Source organism: Streptomyces sp. NPDC052036 (genome assembly GCF_040680495.1).
GTDB lineage: Bacteria > Actinomycetota > Actinomycetes > Streptomycetales > Streptomycetaceae > Streptomyces.
Genome location: NZ_JBFAWW010000044.1, coordinates 15,223 through 34,468, shown reverse-complemented (window position 1 = coordinate 34,468; position 19,246 = coordinate 15,223). Strand labels below are relative to the sequence as shown.

Sequence of the window (19,246 nt, the reverse complement as noted above, 5' to 3'; positions counted from 1 at the left end):
ACCCGCCGGGCGTCCTCAACCGCCTTCTCCCCCGCTCCGGTTGCGTCAGCCGCCTCCGCTACTTCAGCCAGGCGTCGACCTTGTCGCGGTTCGCTTCGACCCACTTCTTGGCCGCCGCCTCGTCGGACATCTTGTCCACCGCGATGTATCTGGCCACGGTGTTCTGGTCGTCGTTCGTCCAGTGGAACTTCTTCACCAGGTCGTACGCCGGACTGCCGGACTTGGCGAACGTGGCACTGACGATCTTGTCCAGGTCGTAGACGGGGTAGTCGCAGGCCACCTTTGCCGCATCCGCGTCGCAACCGGTCGTGTACTTGGGCAGGCTGACCTTGACCAGCGGCACCTCGGACATGAACCACTGCGGCTCGTAGAAGTAGCCGACCATCCACTGCTTGTTCTTCTCGGCCGTCTTGAAGGCCTGGATGAGCGCGGTCTCGCTGCCCGCGTACACCACCTTGAAGTTCAGCTTCAGGTTCTTCACCAGAGCCGCGTCGTTGGTGACATAGGACGGGTCCCCGTCGAGCAACTGGCCCTTGCCGCCCGACTCGGAGGTCTTGAACTTGTCGGCGTACTTGTTGAGGTTCTGCCAGTCGGTGATGTCCGGGTGCGCCTTGGCCAGCCACGGCGGCACGTACCAGCCGATGACGCCCTGGTTGCCGGTCGAGCCCGCCCCGACGGCCGTCTTCTGCTCGGTGATGTACTTCTTCTTCAGATCGTCGTGGCCCCAGTTCTCCAGGACGGCATCGACCTCACCGGTCCCGAAGCCCTGCCAGGCGATCTCCTCCTTCAGGTCCTTCTTCTCGACCGTACAGCCGAGGTCGTGCTGCGCCACGTACGCGACGACCGCCGCGTCCGCCTCGTAGCCGATCCACGGGTTGACGGCCAGGTTGAAGGTGCCGCACTTGCCGCCCGAGGCCTTCGAGCCGGCAGAGGTGCTGTCGCCGACCTTCGCGCCCGAGCAGGCCGTGAGGGTGAGGCCGAGGACGGCCAGGCCGGCCGCGCCGGCTCGCCAGTGTCTTGCCATGGTGTCGTGCTCCTTATGCCCTGGTGCGTCGTGCCGCAGCCTGAGTGATCCGGTCGAACATGACTCCGAGCAGTACGATGGCGAGTCCCGCCGCCAGCCCCTTGCCGTACAGCTCTCCCTGCGAGAACCCGGCCACGACGTCGTAGCCGAGGGCGCCGGCCCCTACCAGGCCGCCCACCACAACCATCGACAGCACGTAGATCAGACCCTGGTTGGTCGCGAGTGTCAGGGCTCCTCGCGCCATGGGCAGTTGGACCTTGGTGATGATCTGCCAGGTGTTGCACCCTGCCGAGGTGGCCGCCTCCACGGTGGACTCCGGCACGTTCCGCACACCGTCCGCGATGATCTTGATCGCGACGGGCGCCGCGTAGACGACGGCCGCGACGATCGCGGTGAACCGGGTGGCGCCGAAGAGTGCCAGGAACGGCACGAGATAGACGAACGGCGGCATGACCTGTGCGGCGTCCAGAGTGGGGCGCACCAGCCGGTCCACGAGCGGGCTGCGCCCCATCCACACACCGAACCCGGCGCCGAGCAGCATCACCAGCACCGTGGCCACGGCGGTCGAGGCGAGCGTGGTCATGCTGTCCGACCACAGGCCCGTGCCGACCAGCAGCCCGACACACACGGCGGCCGTCACCCCGGCGCGCCATCCGCCGAGCACCGCGCCGAGTGCGACCAGGGTGACGCCGACCAGCCACCACGGGGAATCGGTGAGCAGCGTCTGGAACGGGTCGAGCAGGCCGCCCGTGAGGGCGTCGCGAAGGGCGTTGGTCAGGCCCGAGAGATGGTCCTGCAGCCAGGTGGTCGCCGCATCGACCGCGCTCGCGATATGAGTGCCGGTGCTGCCGTTGCCGGGGAACTCGGCCGCCCAGACGTAGGTGTGGGACAGAAGCACCAGGACCACGACCGCGATCCCGCCCGCCGCCAGCAGCGGCCGGCGCCATCTGGGGAGGGTGCCGCCCGTGCGGCGGGCCGCCTCGGTGCGCACGGCCGCCGCCGTGGTGACCCGGTCGAGCACGATGGCCATGACGACGATGGCGAGGCCCGCGTTGAACGCGGTGCCGACGTCGAGCGACTGCAGGGCCTGGACGACGGTCTTGCCGAGGCCGGGGGCGTCGATCAGGGCGGCGATGGTCACCATGGCGAGAGCGGCCATAATGGTCTGGTTGACGCCCATGACCACCGTGCGCCTGGACATCGGCAGCAGCACCTTCAGCAGTTGCTGCGACCGTGTCGTACCGAGCGAGTCCGCCGCCTCGACGGTGGTCTCGGGCACGGAACGGATGGCATGCGCGGTGATACGGATGGCGGGCGGAGCCGCGTAGATGACCGTGGTGATCACGGCGGAGGCCCCGCCGATGAGGAAGATCAGGGTCAGCGGGGCGAGATAGACGAAGGTCGGCATCGTCTGCATGAAGTCCAGGAAGGGCGTCATGATCCGGTTGAACCGGTCGGAGAGCCCTGCCCACAGACCGAGCGGGATGCCGATGAGCAGGGCCACGAGGACCGCCGACAGGGTCAGCGCCAGCGTGTCCATGCTCTCCTGCCACAACCCCTGCAGCCCGAAGAAGGTGAAGCCCGCCGCGGCCAGCAGAGCGACCCGCCAGTTGCCCAGGGCCCAGGAGACATAGCCGGCGAGTCCGACGACGCCGAGCCACCCGATCTGCGGGACCGGGCGGTTGCCGGTGGGCTGGGAGATCAGGGACTGGACGAAGGTCACCAGGTTGTCGATGGCCAGGCGGATCTCGTTGAAGAAGTACAGGAAGAGCGGGTTGGAGTTGCGGTTGGCCCCGATGCTGTCGTTGACGTCGTTCAGCCAACGGTGCAGACCGGTGAGGTCGGCCGCCGCGAGGGTCAGCGTCTGCCGGCCGCGCAGCACCGCGAAGAGCACCAGCCAGGCGATCAGGATCGCCGCCACCGCCGTACGGCGGCTCATCTTCCGGCGCGGGGTCGCGACCGGCGCGGTCGCGTCGGCGGCGACGGCCATCACGCACCGCCTTCCTGTCCGGCGACGACGGAGAGGATCTCCTCGTCGCCGACGATGCCGAGCAGCTTGCCGTCCTCGACGACCTTGACCGGCTTCTCCGCTGCGAGCACCGCCCGGGTGGCCTCGCGCACCACGATGTCGGGCCCCAACTCGGGCCCGTCGAGGGCGTCTTCGGGTCCGGCGGGGCGCATGATCCAGCGCAGGGTGAGGACGTCGCCGCGCGGCACGTCCCTGACGAAGTCCCGTACGTAGTCGTCGGCGGGGGCGCCGACCAGTTCGTCGCCGGTGCCGCACTGGACCGTCCTGCCGTCACGCATGATCAGGATGCGGTCGCCCAGCTTGAGCGCCTCGGAGAGGTCGTGGGTGATGAACACCATGGTCTTGCCGACCTCGCGGTGCAGCCGGATGACCTCGCTCTGCATGTCGCGGCGGATCAGCGGGTCGAGCGCCGAGAACGGCTCGTCGAAGAAGAGGACGTCGGGGTCGCCGGCGAGAGCGCGGGCGAGACCGACGCGCTGCTGCATACCGCCGGAGAGCTGGTCGGGGTAGGAGTTCTCGTATCCGGCGAGGCCCACCAGTTCGACGGTCTCCAGTGCGCGCCTGGTGCGCTCGGCCTTGCCCATGCCCCGGATCTCCAGGCCGAACGCCACATTGTCGACGACCCTGCGGTGCGGCAGCAGACCGAAGTGCTGGAAGACCATGGAGAACTTGCTGCGCCGCAGTTCGCGCAGCCGCCTGGCGTCGGCGTCCCGGATGTCCTCACCCTCGAAGACGACCTCCCCGGCGGTCGGTTCGATCAGCCGGGTCAGACATCGCACCAAGGTGGACTTGCCGGAGCCGGACAGGCCCATGACGACGAAGACCTCGCCGGGCGACACCTCGAAGCTCACGTCCCGTACGGCAGCGGTACATCCGGTGCGGTCCATGAGCTCGCGGCGGGTGAGGCCGCACAGCTCCTCGGATCCCGGCACCTCGTCGGCCTTCGGTCCGAACACCTTCCACAGCCGGCGTACGGAGATGACCGGGGTGCGCTCCGGGGGGTCCTGGGACGTGTCGCGCCGCTGCGACACCTCGGTCTGGGCTGGGGTCATGATCAGCCTCTTTTCGGCGTTCAGCCGCGGAACCAGTGCTGCGGCCGGGGTTGGATGTTCTGCCAGACGTGTTTGGGCTCCCGGTACTCGTCAAGGCCGGTCGGCCCCAGCTCACGGCCCACGCCGGAGTGTCCGAAGCCACCCCATTCCGCCTGCGGCACGTAGGGGTGGTAGTCGTTGATCCACACGGTGCCGTGGCGCAGCCTGCGCGCCACCCGCTGGGCCTTGCCCGCGTCCTGCGTCCAGACGGCTCCGGCGAGGCCGTACTGCGTGTCGTTGGCGATGCGGACCGCGTCGTCCTCGTCACGGAAGCGCTCGACGGTGAGCACGGGGCCGAAGGACTCCTCGTGCACGACGCGCATGTCCTGTCGGCACTCGTCGAGGACGGTGGGCGGGTAGTAGAAGCCGCCTCCCAGCGCGGGATCGTCGGGGCGCGCGCCGCCGCAGCGCAGTACGGCGCCCTCGGCGAGGCCGGCGGCGACGTACTCCTCGACCTTCTCCCGGTGCTGTGCGGAGATCAGCGCACCGGTCTCGGCCTCCGGGTCGAAGGGGCCGCCCAGGCGGATGAGCCGTGCGCGGCGCACGAGTTCGTCGACGAAGGCGTCGTGCAGCGAGTCCTCGACGATCAGGCGGGCGCCGGCCGAGCACACCTGTCCGGAGTGCAGGAAGACGGCGGTGAGGGCCAAGTCGACGGCGGTCTCGAAGTCGGCGTCGGCGAAGACGACGTTCGGGTTCTTGCCGCCGAGTTCCAGCGCGACCTTCTTCACCGTCGCGGCGGCGGCGGCCATGATGCGCCGCCCGGTCTCGACGCCTCCGGTGAACGACACCATGTCGACGGCCGGGTCCTCGGCCAACGGCGCGCCCACCTCGGCTCCGGCGCCCAGGACGAGTTGGGCGGCGCCGGCCGGGAGGCCCGCCTCCTCAAGGGCCTTCATCAGCAGGATCGAGGTGGAGGGAGTCAGCTCGCTGGGCTTGAGGACCACGGTGTTCCCCGCGAGCAGGGCCGGGGCGACCTTCCACGAGGCCTGCAGCAGCGGGTAGTTCCAGGGAGTGATCAGTCCGCAGACACCGACGGGCTCGTAGGCGACCCGGCTGAGCGCGTCGTCGCGGCCGGTGTCGACCACCCGGCCGGCGCTGGTGCCGGCGACACCGCCGTAGTAGCGGAAGCAGGAGACGACGTCGGCGATGTCGTACTCGCTCTCCACCAGACGCTTTCCGGTGTCGAGCGACTCCGCGCGGGCGAAGTCCTTGGCGTCGCGTTCCAGGATGTCGGCGGTGCGCAGCAGCAGTGCGCCGCGTACACGCTCGGGGGTGTGGGGCCAGGGGCCGTCGTCGAAGGCACGCCGGGCCGCAGCGATCGCCGCCTCGGTGTCGGGGCGGGTCGCCTCGGAGACCGTCGCGACCAGTGTGCCGTCCGCCGGACAGCGGATCTCCCGATGGCCGCCCGCCACCGGAGCGCGCCACTCTCCGTCCACATACAGATCTGCCACGGCCGCGCCCTTCGAACGAAGTCGTTGCGCATTGTGCACTGCATTGTTTGTGGTGGAACACCCTGTCCGAAGGGAAGGACACCCGTCAAGAGGGCGGCGGGTCCCGATCCCGTAGTCGGAGCGACGCTCGCGCACGCGTCTCAGCCGCCCAGCCGGTCCAGCAGGGCGCGGCGCCAACGCTCCGTCTCAGCGATCTGGTTGAAGGTGAACAGGTGCAGGCCGGCCACTCCCGCCGACGGCTCGGTGAACCGCTCCGCGCCGCGCGCGAGCAGCCTCTCCGGGGCGTATCCGCCAGGTGCCGCGAACCGCAGGAACCAGGACGCGTGCCGGGTGAGAAAGCGGGCCGACTCCCCGACTCCGATCTTCGTCGCCATGGACAGCAGTTTCGCCCGCTCGACGGGCCCGGCGACGCCCAGGTACAGGGGCAGTGTCACGCCGCGGCGCCGGATCCGGGCGATCCAGTCGGCCAGCACGCGCGTGTCGAAGCACAGGTTGCTGACGATGTAGGTGGCGTGCGCCTGCTTGTCCCCCATCGACTGGACGATGACGTCGTCGTGGATGAGCGGATGGCTTTCCGGATAGCCGGTGATGCCGATGTCCGCGAAGGGCCCGCCCAGGTCGCTCAGTCGGCGCAGCACCGGCAGCGCTCCGTCGTACGGCCCGGCCGGCGGGTCGGCGTCACCCGCCGGGACGAAGACGTCGTCGACCCCTGCCGCGCGCAGCCGCTCCGCGACGTCCTTCAGGTGCGCGTCGTCCCGCAGCAGCCGCGCGGGGACATGAGGGACGACGCGGTAACCGTGTGCCGCGAGCCGCTCGGTGAGGCCGAGGGTCGGCTCCAGGCCTTTGACCGGCGACGCGGTGACGGTGACCACGACGTCGCGCGGCACATGGGCGAGGACCTTCTCCTCCGTCGCCCTCGTCGGCAGCACCTCGTAGCGGACGCGAGCGAGCAGCGCCCGCAGGACCTCGGCACCCACCGCTCACCCGGCCTGTTTCCGGGCGTCGCGATGACGGTAGTACACGGCCTTGGAGGGCGGCAGCGGCTCCTTGCCGAGGATGAGGTCGGCCGCCTTCTCGGCGATCATCATCACCGGAGCGTAGATGTTGCCGTTGGTGACGTACGGCATCACCGACGCGTCCACCACGCGCAGCCCGTCCAGTCCGTGCACTCTCATGTTCAGCGGATCCACGACGGACATCTCGTCGGTGCCCATCTTGCAGGTGCACGAGGGGTGCAGGGCCGTCTCGCCCTCCTCGGCGACCCAGGAGAGGATCTCCTCGTCGGACTCGACCGAGGGGCCGGGCGAGGTCTCGCCGCCGTTGTAGGGGGCAAGGGCGGGCTGGTCGAGAATCCTGCGTGCGACGCGGATCGCCTCGACCCACTCACGGCGGTCCTGCTCCGTGGAGAGGTAGTTGAAGCGCAGCGCGGGGCGTTCGCGCGGGTCCTTGCTCTTGATCTTCACCGATCCGATGGCGTCCGAATACATGGGCCCCACATGCACCTGGTAGCCGTGACCGCCGGCCGGCGAGGAGCCGTCGTAGCGGACGGCGACCGGCAGGAAGTGGAACATCAAGTTGGGATAGTCCACGTCCTCGTTGCTGCGGGCGAAGCCGCCCGCCTCGAAGTGGTTGGTGGCAGCGGGGCCCTTGCGGAACAGCCATTGCAGCCCGATGAAGGGGGCGCGCCACTTCGCCATGTACGGCTGCACGGAGACGGGTTGTCTGCAGGCGTACTGGACGTACACCTCCAGGTGGTCCTGCAGGTTCTCGCCGACGCCCGGCAGGTCGTGGACGACGTCGATGCCGAGGGCGGACAGCTCGGCGGCGTTGCCGACGCCGGAGAGCTGCAGCAGCTGCGGGGTGTTGACGGCGCCGCCGCACAGGATGACCTCACGGGCCCGGACCTGTTGCGGCGCACGGCGACCCTGCTGGTACTCGACGCCGACGGCGCGCGTGCCCTCGAAGAGGACCCGGGTGACGAGGGCACGCGTCTTCACGGTGAGGTTCGGCCGCTTCATCGCGGGCCGGAGATACGCCTTCGAGGCCGACAGACGGCGACCGCGGTGGACGTTGCGGTCGAACTTGGCGAAACCCTCCTGCCGGTAGCCGTTGACGTCGTCCGTGGGCGCGTAGCCCGCCTGCTGGGTGGCCTTGAGGAAGGCGGTGAAGAGCGGGTTGGCGGCCGGACCGCGTTCCAGGACGAGAGGACCGTCATGGCCGCGGAACTCGTCGTCCGGGTCGGCCGCCAGACAGTTCTCCATCCGGCGGAAGTACGGCAGACAGTGGGCGTAGTCCCAGGTCTCCATCCCGGGCCCGTCCGCCCAGCGCTCGTAGTCCAGGGGGTTGCCGCGCTGGAAGATCATGCCGTTGATGCTGCTGGAGCCGCCGAGCACCTTGCCGCGGGCGTGGTAGATGCGCCGGCCGCCCATATGGGGCTCGGGCTCGGACTCGTACTTCCAGTCGTAGAAGCGGCTGCCGATGGGGTAGGTCAGCGCTGCGGGCATGTGGATGAACACGTCCCACGGGTAGTCGGGGCGGCCCGCCTCCAGTACGAGCACCCGGTTCGCGGGGTCGGCCGAGAGTCGGTTCGCCAGTGCGCTGCCGGCTGATCCACCGCCGACGATGACGAAGTCGTAGTGCAGGAGAGCCATGGTGCCTCGTCTCGCTCGCGCCGTCGATATGCGGGGCATGTTAGTACGGGTATCGCAATACGCTCTAGGTTGCGAACCACGCAACTTGAACGCCCTTTGTTCACGCCGCGTTGCTTGCTAGAGCGTTGTTTACTGCGCGTATAGTTCCGTTATGAGCAACTACAGTCCGGATACCGAAACCAGTGGGTCGCCGTCCGGCGGGGTGCAGTCCGTGGACCGGGCCATCAGCGTCCTGGAGATCCTCGCCCAGCGCGGCGAGGCGGGCGTGAGCGAGGTGGCCGCCGAGATCGATGTGCACAAGTCGACCGCGTTCCGACTGCTCGGCGCCCTGGAGTCGCGAGGTCTTGTCGAGCAGTCGGGCGAACGGGGCAAGTACAGCCTCGGCTTCGGCATCGTCCGTCTGGCGGGCGCTGTCACGGGACGCATCGACATCACCCAGCAGAGCCGGCCGGTGTGCGAGCGCCTGGCCGAGAGCATCGGTGAGACGGTCAACATCGCCGTGATGCAGGAGCACTATGCGATCAACCTCTACCAGGTGCGCGGTCAGGCCGCGGTCACCGCGCACAACTGGGTCGGCCAGCTGACACCCCTGCACGCCACCTCCAGCGGCAAGATCATGCTGGCCCATCTGCCGGCCAAGGACCGCACCGCGCTGCTGACGGAGGCCGGCCTGAAGAAGCTGACCCCGCACACGATCTCCTCGAAGGCGAAGCTGGAGAAGAACCTCGCCGAGGCCCGCGAGCGCGGTTACGCCTGGACGCTGGAGGAGCTGGAGATCGGGCTGCACGCCATGGCCGCACCGATCCGCGACCGGGAAGGCGAGGTCATCGCGTCGATCAGCGCCTCCGGGCCTGCGTACCGGTTCACCGAGGAGCGCATGCACGAGCTGGCTCCGGTGCTGGTCAAGGGCGCGCAGGAGATCAGTCGTCGCATGGGTCACCTGGGCTGACCGCACACAGTACGACGGCGGCACGGCCCGCGTGCGCCCTCCCCGCGGGCCACGGGCACCCGGCCCCCTTCACTCGGGGTGACGGGTACCGAGACGCTCCTGAACCCAGTCATGGAAGGCGCTGATGTGGTGCTCACTGGGCACGAGCACGCCGCCCTTGGCGTACAGGCGTGAGCTCATCCCCGGCTGGGTGCGCTCGCAGGCGTCGAAGTCCTGGCGGTTGACCCGGTCGAAGAGTTCCACGGACCGGCTGACGTCCTTGCCGCTCTCCACGACGTGTGGGAGATAGAGCCAGTCGCACTCGACGACCGTGCGGTCGACGGCGACCGGGTACATCCGATGGAAGATCACATGGTCGGGCACGAGGTTGATGAACACCTGCGGCTTGACGGTGATCGCGTAGTACCGGCGGTCCTGTTCCTCGGACACCCCCGGGATGCGGTCCAGTCCCTCGGAGCCGTCGACGGTGAAGCCCTGGACGTCCTCGCCGAACTCGGCGCCGTGGCCCACGTAGTACTGGGCGGCGTAACCGTCGGCGAACTCGGGCAGCACCTCGGTGAGTTCGGGATGGATCGTGGCGCAGTGGTAGCACTCCATGAAGTTCTCGACGATGAGCTTCCAGTTCGCCTTGACGTCGTAGACGATCCGTTCGCCCACCGCGAGGCGGGCGACGTCATAGCGCTCGATCGACTCCACGTCGCCGAGGCGGGTGACCACCTCGCCGATGACGTCCTCCTCGAAGGAGGGCGGGTTCTCCGCCAGGCACACCCAGACATAGCCGAGCCATTCGCGGACGGCCACACTCACCAGGCCGTACCGCGTGCGGCCCACGTCGGGCATCTTGGTGAGGTTGGGCGCCGCGACCAGCGAGCCGTCGAGGCCGTAGGTCCAGGCGTGGTACGGGCACTGGAAGGCGCGCTTGACCTCACCCGCCCCATCGGTGCAGAGCTTGGCTCCGCGGTGCCGGCAGACGTTGAAGTAGGCGCGGATCGAGTGGTCCCGGGCCCGGGTGACGAGGATGCTCTCACGCCCCACGTCGACGGTGCGGAAGGCACCGGGCCTCGGCAGGTCCGCGGCGCGGGCGACGCAGAACCACATCGTCTCGAAGATGCGCTCCTGTTCCTGGGCGAAGACTGCGGGGTCCGTGTAGGCGGCGCCGGGAAGGGTGGCGATCAGGCTGTCCGGCAGGCTTGTCGAGGTCAACGCTTCACTCCTCGGGGAACGCCGTGGAAAGTTCAGTCACGTGCCGGGAAGGGCGACTTCACCCAGCGGTTGCATATAGGGCAACCCTCCGTGTCATGTGCAACGCAGCATGAGAGCCCGCCGACACGGTGTCAAGATGCCGTGGCGGTGAACTGCTTGCGTCGGCGGGTGAACAGCCGCGGCTGGTTCATCCCGAGCACGGCGACCGGCCGGCCGCCCCTCCGGTAGACGGCGAGGAAGCTGCGGTCGTCGATCGCGCCCTCCTCGACGGCCACACTGTCGGCCCCGGCGGCACAGCCCACGAACTGGATCTTCACGCCGTACTGATCGGACCAGAAGTACGGAGGTCGGGGGACGGCCGGTTCCCTCGCACCGTACGCGAGCAGCGCGGCGACGGCGGCGTCCGGGCGTTCCAGCGCGCCGGTCCAGTGCTCGACCCGGCGGTGGGTGCCGGCGCTCGGGTCGTACCAGTTGGCGCAGTCGCCCACGGCGACCACCCCGGCCACGCTGGTGCGCCCGTCGGCGCCGCACTTCACGCCGTTGTCGAGCGCGATACCGGAGCCCTGGAGCCACTCGTCGCAGGGACGCGCACCGACACCGACGACGACCGTGTCGGCGGGAACGCCGCGCCCGTCCTCCAGCAGTACGGCATCGACCCGGCGCTCCCCGCTCAGCCCCTTGACCCCCACCCCGCACAGCAGCGGTACACCGTGGTCGGTGTGGAGGGCGGCGACGACCCGGCCCATGGTCTCGCCGAGCGGTCCGGCCAGCGGCGTCGGCGCCGCCTCGATCACGGTCACGTCGAGGCCGAGGGCGTACGCCGTGGAGGCGACCTCGGCGCCGACGAACCCGCCGCCGACCACCACCAGCCGTCCGCCCCGGGCAAGGTCCTCCCGCAGAGCGCGGGCGTCGTCGAGGGTGCGCAGCACATGGACCCCGGCAAGGCCCTTGGTGCCGGGCAGGGTGCGGGCGGCGGCTCCGGTCGCGACGACCACGCCGTCGGCGCGTATCCCCCGGCCGTCGGCGAGCCGGACCGCTCGCTCGGTGCGGTCGAGTCCGATGGCACGGGCACCGAGCACCCACTCCGCCCGGAGGTCCTCGTCGTCCCGCTCCAGCGCCAGTTCCGCCTCGCCGATGGTGCCGGCCAGGAACTCCTTCGACAACGGCGGCCTGTCGTACGGGCGATGGGGTTCCTCGCCTATGACGACCAGCCGGCCGTCGTAGCCGCGCTGCCGCAGCGAGCGCGCGGCCGACAGACCGGCCAGTGAGGCGCCCACCACGGCCACGGTCCTCACGCCGCGCCTCCGGCCAGGCGGGCGGCGACGCACGGCGGCAGGTTGGGCGCCTGAGCGGACAGCCGGACGTAGACCATGCCGTCCTCGACGACGACCTCGTGGGTGCGGACCGGAAGCTTTGCCGGCGGTGCATCCACGGCTCCGGTCCTCAGGTCGAACTTGGAGGCGTGCAAGGGGCATTCGACCTCGCAGCCCTCCAGCCAGCCGTCGGCGAGCGAGGCGTCCTGGTGGGTGCAGGTGTCGTCGATGGCGAAGAGCTCGCCGTCGTCGGTGTGGAACACCGACACCGGCGGGTCGATGTCGAGCCGATGGGCCTCGCCTCGCGGCAGATCCGCAAGACGGCACGCGGGAATCATCATGACACCTCGGGTGCGTATAACGAAACGGATTGCGGTTAGCGCAACGTCAGTCTGCGGGCCGTTCTGAACCCTTGTCAAGGCATCCACAGGCCGGGGTGCGTGGGGTGCGACGGCGGTTCTCCGGGCACGTCGAAGCGACCTCGAAAGCACAGGTGAACAGGCGGAACCGGGGCCTCACAGAGGCGACGACGACCCTGCCCGGCGCCCCCAAGGGACCCGTCGCCGGGCAGGGCCGCCTCGCGCCGCCGGGGCGGTCAGAAACCGGGGTCGGTCAGCGTGTCGCCGCTGAAGTGCGCGAAGAGGTGCGGCGCGACATGGGCGGCGTCGATGACGACCGCCTCGTCGTCGTTCGCACGAGCCACACGTGGTCGTCGACGTCCCAGGCGCCGCCGTCCGGCGAGAACGTCCCCGATGTGACGAGGCGGTCGATGCGGGCTCCGACCGTCAGAAGACCACCACGGACCGCAGAACGTCGCCTTGGTGCATGCGCTCGAAGGCCTTCTCCACCTCGTCCAGGGCGATGGTCTCGGTGACGAAGGCGTCCAGGTCGAGGCGGCCCCGCAGATAGAGGTCGATGAGCATCGGGAAGTCGCGCGAGGGCAGACAGTCGCCGTACCAGGACGACTTCAGCGCCCCGCCCCGGCCGAAGACGTCCAGCAGTGGCAGCTCCAGCTGCATCTGTGGGGTCGGTACGCCGACCAGCACCACGGTCCCGGCGAGATCGCGCGCATAGAAGGCCTGCCGGTAGGTCTCCGGACGGCCCACCGCCTCGATGACCACATCGGCGCCGAACCCTCCGGTCAGCTCGCGCACCGCGTCGACCGCGTCGGTCTGCCGGGAGTTGACCGTGTGCGTCGCACCCAGCCTCCTCGCCGTGGCCAGTTTCCGGTCGTCGATGTCCACGGCGATGATCTTCGCCGCACCCGCCAGGTTCGCCCCGACGATCGCCGCGTCCCCCACGCCACCGCAGCCGATCACGGCTACGGTGTCCCCGCGCCCGACGTTGCCGGTGTTGAGGGCCGCGCCGATGCCTGCCATCACACCGCAGCCCAGCAGTCCGGCGGCCGCCGCCGACGCGGCCCGGTCCACCTTGGTGCACTGCCCGGCCGCCACCAGAGTCTTCTCCGCGAAGGCACCGATCCCCAGAGCGGGCGAGAGCTCCGTGCCGTCGGCCGACGTCATCTTCTGCCGGGCGTTGTGGGTGTTGAAGCAGTACCAGGGCCGCCCTCGCAGACAGGCCCGGCACTGGCCGCACACGGCACGCCAGTTCAGGATCACGAAGTCACCGGGTGCCACATCGGTGACCCCGTCACCCACCGCCTCGACCACCCCCGCCGCCTCGTGCCCCAGCAGGAACGGGAAGTCGTCGCTGATACCGCCCTCGCGATAGTGCAGATCGGTGTGGCAGACGCCGCAGGCCTCGACCTTGACCAGCGCCTCACCCGGGCCGGGGTCGGGCACGACGATCGTCTCCAGACCGACAGGGGCGCCCTTGCTCCTCGCGACGACAGCACGGACCTGCTGTGACATGGTCACTCCTCGGCTGACAGAGGGACGAGACGTTGCCTAATACGGTACGCATCTCGTGCATCGCAACACAGCATCGCGGAGGCCACAGCAGGGGTCAAGAATCCGGTCGGGGGTCGCGCGCGACGAGAGACAGCGAGGCGCTACGAGTTGACATCGGTACGGCGACCACGGCGAGGTGCCCCCGCGAACCGGTCGGTCAGGATCGCGATGTTCTCGACCAGGACAAACCTGAGGGCGGCCGGGCCGGCACTCCGGCGCGGCCGCCCTGGCGGACTCCCCGTCTCCCCTACCAGGCGACGGGCAACGACGTCACGCCGTGGATGAGGCGACCGGAGGAGCGCGGCACCTCCTGCGCCGGCACAGCCAGCCGAAGCGTGGGGAAGCGGCGCAGCAGGCTGCCGATGGCGATCTCCAGCTCCAGACGGGCCAGGCCCGCGCCGAGGCAGTAGTGGATGCCGTAGCCGAACGTCAGGTGCTGGACGTCCGGGACGCGGGTGACATCGAGGGTGTCGGGATCGGTGAACTGCCCGGCGTCACGGTTGGCGGAGGCCAGGGACGCGAGCACCGCGGTGCCCGCGGGCACGACAGTGTCGCCCAGCTTCACGTCCTCCATGGCGATGCGCAGGGTCGCCTCGTCTCCCGGGGGGACGAAGCGCAGCAGCTCCTCCACGGCGGCGGGGACCCTCCCGGGGTCACGGCGGGCCGCCTCGAACTGTTCGGGGTGCGTCAACAACGCCAGGACACCGTTGGCGATCTGGTTGGTCGTGGTCTCGTGTCCGGCGATGAGGAGAGTGATCGCCAGGTGGAGCAGTTCCTCCTCGTCGAGTCGTTCGGCGTCCGCCTCGTGGATCGACACCAGGGCGGAGAGGAGGTCGTCGCCCGGCTTCTCCCGCTTGACGGCGATGAGCTTGCCCAGATAGGTGGCCAGGCCCATGTGGGCGGCCATGATCTGCTCGACCGGCAGTGAGACGGTCGACAGAACGGTGCCGGACCATTCGGCGATCTGCTCCCGTTCGTCGAGCGGGACCCCGAGCAGCTCGCAGATGACGGTCACGGGCAGCGGAAAGGCGAGGGCCGGGACCAGGTCGGTCGGGGACCCGGCCTTCTCCATCGCGTCCAGCAGTTCGTCGGTGCAGCTCTGGATGCGCGGCCGCAGGGCCGCCACCCGGCGGGCGGTGAACTCCCGGGAGACCAGCCGGCGTACCCGGGTGTGCTCCGGCGGGTCCATGCTGAGCAGGTTCTTGGCGTTCTGCGGCTCGGTCCCGATCCGGGGGGCGCCGGGCTGGGCGGTGGCGGCCCGGCTGAAGCGGGCGTCGGACAGCACGGTTCGCACCGATTCGTAGTCGGTGACTAAGAGGGCGTGGTCGCCGCTGGGCATCCGGATCTCCGCGACCGGATCGGTCTCCCTCAGCCGCTTGTAGTGAGGGCACGCCTCAAGCGCCGAGGGCCGCTCGAACGGGTAGGTGAGGGGGCTGTTGTCGACCGGGGTGTCCGTCACGTACGTACTGCCAATCTGTGTGATCGCGGATGGGTGTGGGGGGTGAGAGGCGGGGAGGGCGGCGGTGCCGCCGGGCTCAGTCGGTGCGGAACCGGTTGATGGCCGGTTCGTGTTCGGCCCGCAGCTCGCGGTCGGTGACGCCCAGGCCCTCCTGGGGGGCCAGGCACAGCACGCCGACCTTGCCGTGGTGCCGGTTGCGGTGGACGTCGGTCGCCGCCTGGCCGACCTCGGCGAGCGGGTAGGTACGGGAGAGGGTGGGATGGATCCGGCCCTTGGCGACGAGGCGGTTGGCCTCCCAGGCCTCGCGGTAGTTGGCGAAGTGGGAGCCGATGATCCGCTTGAGGTGCATCCAGAGATAGCGGTTGTCGAACTCGTGCCGGTAGCCGGAGGTGGAGGCGCAGGTGACGACGGTCCCGCCGCGGCGGGCGACGTAGACGGAGGCACCGAAGGTCTCCCGGCCCGGGTGCTCGAAGACGATGTCCACGTCCTCGCCGCCGGTCAGCTCGCGGATCCTGCCGCCGAAGCGCTTCCACTCCCTGGGGTCCTGGGTGTGCTCGTCCTTCCAGAACCGGTAGTCCTCCGCGCCGCGGTCGATGATGGCCTCGACGCCCATCGCACGGCAGATCGCCGCCTTCTGCTCGTTGGAGACCACGCAGATCGGTATCGCGCCCCCCGCCAGCGCGTACTGGGTGGCGTACGAGCCGAGACCGCCGCCCGCGCCCCAGATCAGCACGTTGTCGCCCACCTTCATGCCAGCGCCGTTGCGCGAGATCAGCTGTCGGTAGGCGGTGGAGTTGACCAGGCCGGGTGCGGCCGCCTCCTCCCAGGTGAGGTGGGCGGACTTCGGCATCAGCTGGTTGGACTTCACCAGCGCCAGCTGGGCCAGGCCGCCGAAGTTGGTCTCGAAGCCCCAGATCCGCTGCTCGGGGTCCAGCATCGTGTCGTTGTGGCCCGCCGCGTCCTCCAGTTCGACGGACAGACAGTGCGCGACCACCCGGTCACCGGGCTGCCAGCGGCGTACTCCGGGTCCGGTGCGCAGCACCACGCCGGAGAGGTCGGAGCCGATCACATGGTAGGGAAGGTCGTGCCGCGCGGCCGGTCCTCCGGTGCGGGCGTAGCGTTCGAGGAAGGCGAAGGTCGGCACGGGCGAGAACAAGGCGCTCCACACCGTGTTGTAGTTGACGGAACTCGCCATGACGGCGATCAGGGCCTCGCCGGGTCCGGGCTCCGGGGTGGCCACGTCACTGATGTGCAGGGCCTTCGCGGGCTCCCGGTCGGTGACCGGCAGTCCGTCGAACATGTGCTGCTCGTCCTTGAAGAGCACGGCGGCGCGATAGGTCTCCGGTACCGGCAGGGACGCGAAGTCGCGTGACACTGCGTCCGGCGACTCGATCGCCGCCACCAGGTCGGCTGTCACCACAGACTCCCAGGGGTCTAGAGGGCTTGGGGTCCGGCGGGTGGTGGCCGTATCGGCCGGCCACCACCGTCGGTGTGTCTACTGGTTGAGCTTCACCGGGAGTTCGGTCAGACCGCGCATCACCAGACCGGGCCGCCACTTGAGCTCGGCCGTCGGGTCCAGGCGTTCCATCTCGGGGAAGCGCTCCAGCAGTTGACGGAAGGCGATGTGGGCCTCCAGCCGGGCCAGCGGGGCGCCCAGGCAGTAGTGCATGCCGTAGCCGAAGGCCATGTGCTGATTGGGGTTGCGCTCGGCGTCGAAGGTCATTGAGTCCGCGAAGACCCGCTCGTCGCGGTTGGCCGACAGCAGGGAGATCAGGACGAGTTCGCCCTCCTCGATGGTCCGGCCGCCGAGCTCCAGGGTCTCGGTGGCGACCCGGAAGCTCGCGCCGGGCACCGGGCTCTCGAAGCGCAGGAACTCCTCGACGGCCCCCGGTATCGCCTCGTGGTCGGCCCGCAGCCGGGCGGCCAGCTCCCGGTCGGCGAGCAGCATGGCCGTGCCGTTGCCGAGCAGGTTCACCGTGGTCTCATAGCCGGCGATAATGAGCAGGAAGCACATCGAGGTCAGCTCGTTCTCGGCGAGCCGGTCCTCGTTGTCCCGGGCGGAGATCATCGCGGACAGCAGCTTGTCGTCCGGCTCGGCCCGCTTCTGCTCGACGAGTTCCCGGACGTAGTGGACGAACTCCGTCACCACGTCGACCGGGAAGTTCTGTGTGCCGACCCCGGCGAGATAGGCGTTCGACCAGGTGCGGAAGCGCTCGTGGTCGGACACGGGAACACCGAGCAGTTCGCAGATGACCTGCATCGGCAGCGGGTAGGCCAGATCGTGGATGGCGTCCGGGTGTTCCTGGACGGCCATCTTGTCGAGCAGGTCGCTGGTCATCTGCTCGATCATCGGCCGGAGCCGTTCGATCCGCTTGGCCGTGAAGACCGAGGAGACCAGCCGCCGCAGCCGGGTGTGGTCGGTGCCGTCGACCCGCAGCATATGGGTGCCCATGCTGGCCCGGATCTCGGCGGGCAGGATGTCCTGGGCGACGATCCGGGTGCCGATCCGGTTGGACAGCCGCGCGTCGCCGAGCCCTGCCCGGCAGTCGGCGTACCGGGTGACCAGCCACAGCGGCACGCCGTTGGGCAACTCGACCTGGAACAGGGGGCGTTCCTCGCGCAGCTGCTCGAACAGATCGTGCGGGGATTTCACACCGTACTCGGCGTAGAGGTCGGTGAAAGTGACCATGTGCGTGTGCTCCTTGTGGGATGGGAGATCAGTCGAGAGCCGGCTGCTTGGTGGCGGCAGGGGCGGGGGCGGACGGGTTCAGCGCCGGGATGCCCAGCGCCACCGCGCCGCCGGCCAGCAGGACCACCACACAGATCCACAGACCGGGGATCATCGCGTCGTTGAAGGCCGCCGGCGAGAGGTAGTTGCCGCCCCGGCTGATGAACACGGTGGTGAGAACGGCGATACCCAGGGCACTGCCGATCTCGCGGACGGTCGCGTTGGTGCCGGACGCCTTGCCTATGTCCTGCGGCTGAACGGAGGTGACCACCACCGTCGCGCTCGGCGCGAAAATCAGACCGGTGCCGATGCCGCACAGCATGTACGGCACCACCATCTGCCAGTCGGCGGTGCCCGGGTCGGAGATCAGCGCGCACCAGGCCAGCCCCAGGGCGGCGAGCCCCAGCCCGGCGGCGATCAGCTTGCTGGCCCCGACCTTGGGGATGAGCTTGCCGGCGTACGGAGCGCAGATCGTCGGCATGACGGCCCACGGCAGGGTCCACAGGCCGGCCACGAACGGCGAGTGGTGGCGGACCACCTGGAGGTACTGGGCGAGGAAGAAGATCGAACCGAACAGGCCGAAGTACACGGCGAGGGAGGCGATGTTGGTCAGGGTGAAGGCGCGGACGCGGTAGATGCGCAGCGGCAGCAGCGGCTCGGCGGCCCGGCGCTCCCACAGGACGAACAGCACCAGCAGTACGGCGGCCGAGGCGTACATCCCGAGCACACGGGCCGAGGTCCAGCCGTATTCGCTGCTGTCCACGATGGCCCAGACAAGGGCGAGCACACCGACGGCGCCGAGCAGCAGCCCAAGGAGGTCGAGTCCGGCTGCCGCACCGCGGCTCTCGCTGTGGACGCGCAGCACCAGCGGCACGGCGATGAGGCCGATCGGGACGTTCAGCCAGAACAGCCAGTGCCAGCCGATGCCGGTGGTGATGGCGCCGCCGATCAGCGGAGCGATGCCGACCGCCAGGCTGCTGATGCTGGACCAGACCCCGATCGCCACGCCCCGCTTCTCCGGCGGCACGGCCACGGTCAGCATCGTCAGCGACAGCGGCAGGACGGCCGCCGCGCTCATGCCCTGAAGGGCGCGCAGGGCGACGAGGGCCGGGGTGGAGGTGGACAGTGCGCAGCCGACCGAGAACAGCACGAACAAGGAGAGCCCGCAGACGAACACCTTGCGCCGTCCGTACCGGTCTCCGAGGCCCGCCGCGACCAGCAGCAGGCCGGCGAAGCCGAGGATGTAGCTGTTGGTGACCCACTGCAGGCCCTGCACCGAGGCACCCAGGTCACGTCGGATGGACGCCAGGGCGTTGGTGACCACCAGGTTGTCCAAGGCCACCATGAACATCGGCAGGGACACGGCCAGGACGGTGAGTCCGAACGACGGTCGTGCCGGGACAGCCGGTTCGTTTGCCATACCAGTTCTTTCTGTGTT

15 protein-coding genes and 1 pseudogene are annotated in these 19,246 nt (G+C 69.5%); 1 reads left to right on the top strand and 15 read right to left on the bottom strand.

Features of this window, described 5'->3' with window-relative positions; all coding sequences use genetic code 11:
• Positions 1-58: 58 nt before the first annotated feature.
• The 6 genes from AB0L95_RS36135 to betA all read right to left on the bottom strand — a co-directional run bounded on the left by AB0L95_RS36135 (position 59) and on the right by betA (position 8,246).
• Positions 59-1,024 carry an ABC transporter substrate-binding protein gene (locus AB0L95_RS36135; RefSeq protein ID WP_365169581.1) on the bottom strand — a complete coding sequence of 322 codons (966 nt, stop codon included), beginning with the start codon at positions 1,022-1,024 and terminating at the stop codon, positions 59-61.
• A gap of 13 nt (positions 1,025-1,037) precedes the next feature.
• The gene (locus AB0L95_RS36130) at positions 1,038-3,014 is read right to left on the bottom strand and encodes an ABC transporter permease subunit (RefSeq protein ID WP_365169578.1); all 1,977 of its coding nucleotides are present in this window, start codon (positions 3,012-3,014) and stop codon (positions 1,038-1,040) included.
• Positions 3,014-4,105, bottom strand: a complete 1,092-nt coding sequence (locus AB0L95_RS36125) for a glycine betaine/L-proline ABC transporter ATP-binding protein (protein ID WP_365169575.1) — start codon at positions 4,103-4,105, stop codon at positions 3,014-3,016. The genes AB0L95_RS36130 and AB0L95_RS36125 overlap by 1 nt, the downstream gene beginning before the upstream one ends.
• A 20-nt stretch (positions 4,106-4,125) precedes the next feature.
• The gene (locus AB0L95_RS36120) at positions 4,126-5,595 is read right to left on the bottom strand and encodes an aldehyde dehydrogenase family protein (RefSeq protein ID WP_365169572.1); all 1,470 of its coding nucleotides are present in this window, start codon (positions 5,593-5,595) and stop codon (positions 4,126-4,128) included.
• Positions 5,596-5,735: 140 nt separating this feature from the next.
• Positions 5,736-6,572, bottom strand: a complete 837-nt coding sequence (locus AB0L95_RS36115; protein WP_365169569.1) for a methylenetetrahydrofolate reductase — start codon at positions 6,570-6,572, stop codon at positions 5,736-5,738.
• Positions 6,573-6,575: 3 nt separating this feature from the next.
• On the bottom strand, positions 6,576-8,246 hold the full coding sequence (gene betA, locus AB0L95_RS36110; protein ID WP_365169566.1) for a choline dehydrogenase: 1,671 nt from the start codon (positions 8,244-8,246) through the stop codon (positions 6,576-6,578).
• A gap of 151 nt (positions 8,247-8,397) precedes the next feature.
• Here betA and AB0L95_RS36105 point away from each other — a divergent pair, with 151 nt between their 5' ends.
• Positions 8,398-9,195: an IclR family transcriptional regulator gene (locus AB0L95_RS36105; protein ID WP_365169563.1), complete on the top strand. Its 798-nt coding sequence runs from the start codon at positions 8,398-8,400 to the stop codon at positions 9,193-9,195.
• 69 nt (positions 9,196-9,264) lie between these two features.
• Here the strand turns inward: AB0L95_RS36105 and AB0L95_RS36100 are convergent, their stop codons facing one another.
• The 9 genes and pseudogenes from AB0L95_RS36100 to AB0L95_RS36060 form a co-directional block, all read right to left on the bottom strand.
• Positions 9,265-10,398 (bottom strand): aromatic ring-hydroxylating dioxygenase subunit alpha, encoded by a 1,134-nt coding sequence (locus tag AB0L95_RS36100; protein WP_365169560.1) that lies wholly within the window; start codon positions 10,396-10,398, stop codon positions 9,265-9,267.
• A gap of 131 nt (positions 10,399-10,529) precedes the next feature.
• Entirely contained in the window at positions 10,530-11,693 is a 1,164-nt protein-coding gene (locus tag AB0L95_RS36095; protein WP_365169557.1) for an FAD-dependent oxidoreductase, read from the bottom strand.
• Positions 11,690-12,052 carry a bifunctional 3-phenylpropionate/cinnamic acid dioxygenase ferredoxin subunit gene (locus AB0L95_RS36090; protein WP_365169554.1) on the bottom strand — a complete coding sequence of 121 codons (363 nt, stop codon included), beginning with the start codon at positions 12,050-12,052 and terminating at the stop codon, positions 11,690-11,692. Before AB0L95_RS36090 ends, AB0L95_RS36095 begins: the two co-directional genes overlap by 4 nt.
• Before the next feature lie 308 nt (positions 12,053-12,360).
• Positions 12,361-12,500: pseudogene (locus tag AB0L95_RS36085) on the bottom strand (MBL fold metallo-hydrolase); the annotation flags it as partial.
• Positions 12,497-13,582 (bottom strand): S-(hydroxymethyl)mycothiol dehydrogenase, encoded by a 1,086-nt coding sequence (locus tag AB0L95_RS36080; protein WP_365169551.1) that lies wholly within the window; start codon positions 13,580-13,582, stop codon positions 12,497-12,499. The gene AB0L95_RS36080 and the pseudogene AB0L95_RS36085, both read right to left, overlap by 4 nt.
• 286 nt (positions 13,583-13,868) lie before the next feature.
• On the bottom strand, positions 13,869-15,080 hold the full coding sequence (locus tag AB0L95_RS36075; protein WP_365169548.1) for a cytochrome P450: 1,212 nt from the start codon (positions 15,078-15,080) through the stop codon (positions 13,869-13,871).
• A gap of 76 nt (positions 15,081-15,156) precedes the next feature.
• Positions 15,157-16,500, bottom strand: a complete 1,344-nt coding sequence (gene ccrA / locus AB0L95_RS36070) for a crotonyl-CoA carboxylase/reductase (RefSeq protein ID WP_365169545.1) — start codon at positions 16,498-16,500, stop codon at positions 15,157-15,159.
• 75 nt (positions 16,501-16,575) lie between these two features.
• Complete coding sequence (locus tag AB0L95_RS36065; RefSeq protein ID WP_365169542.1) at positions 16,576-17,769, bottom strand: cytochrome P450; 1,194 nt, start codon at positions 17,767-17,769, stop codon at positions 16,576-16,578.
• A gap of 28 nt (positions 17,770-17,797) precedes the next feature.
• Positions 17,798-19,228 (bottom strand): MFS transporter, encoded by a 1,431-nt coding sequence (locus AB0L95_RS36060; protein ID WP_365169539.1) that lies wholly within the window; start codon positions 19,226-19,228, stop codon positions 17,798-17,800.
• Between the last annotated feature and the right edge of the window lie 18 nt (positions 19,229-19,246).

Bases quoted from the DNA above. Each gene is read 5' to 3' on its own strand.
- AB0L95_RS36135 (WP_365169581.1), bottom strand. From the start codon at position 1,024: ATGGCAAGACACTGGCGAGCCGGCGCGGCCGGCCTGGCCGTCCTCGGC.
- AB0L95_RS36130 (WP_365169578.1), bottom strand. From the start codon at position 3,014: ATGGCCGTCGCCGCCGACGCGACCGCGCCGGTCGCGACCCCGCGCCGG.
- AB0L95_RS36125 (WP_365169575.1), bottom strand. From the start codon at position 4,105: ATGACCCCAGCCCAGACCGAGGTGTCGCAGCGGCGCGACACGTCCCAG.
- betA (WP_365169566.1), bottom strand. From the start codon at position 8,246: ATGGCTCTCCTGCACTACGACTTCGTCATCGTCGGCGGTGGATCAGCC.
- AB0L95_RS36105 (WP_365169563.1), top strand. From the start codon at position 8,398: ATGAGCAACTACAGTCCGGATACCGAAACCAGTGGGTCGCCGTCCGGC.
- AB0L95_RS36090 (WP_365169554.1), bottom strand. From the start codon at position 12,052: ATGATGATTCCCGCGTGCCGTCTTGCGGATCTGCCGCGAGGCGAGGCC.
- AB0L95_RS36080 (WP_365169551.1), bottom strand. From the start codon at position 13,582: ATGTCACAGCAGGTCCGTGCTGTCGTCGCGAGGAGCAAGGGCGCCCCT.
- AB0L95_RS36065 (WP_365169542.1), bottom strand. From the start codon at position 17,769: ATGGTCACTTTCACCGACCTCTACGCCGAGTACGGTGTGAAATCCCCG.
- AB0L95_RS36060 (WP_365169539.1), bottom strand. From the start codon at position 19,228: ATGGCAAACGAACCGGCTGTCCCGGCACGACCGTCGTTCGGACTCACC.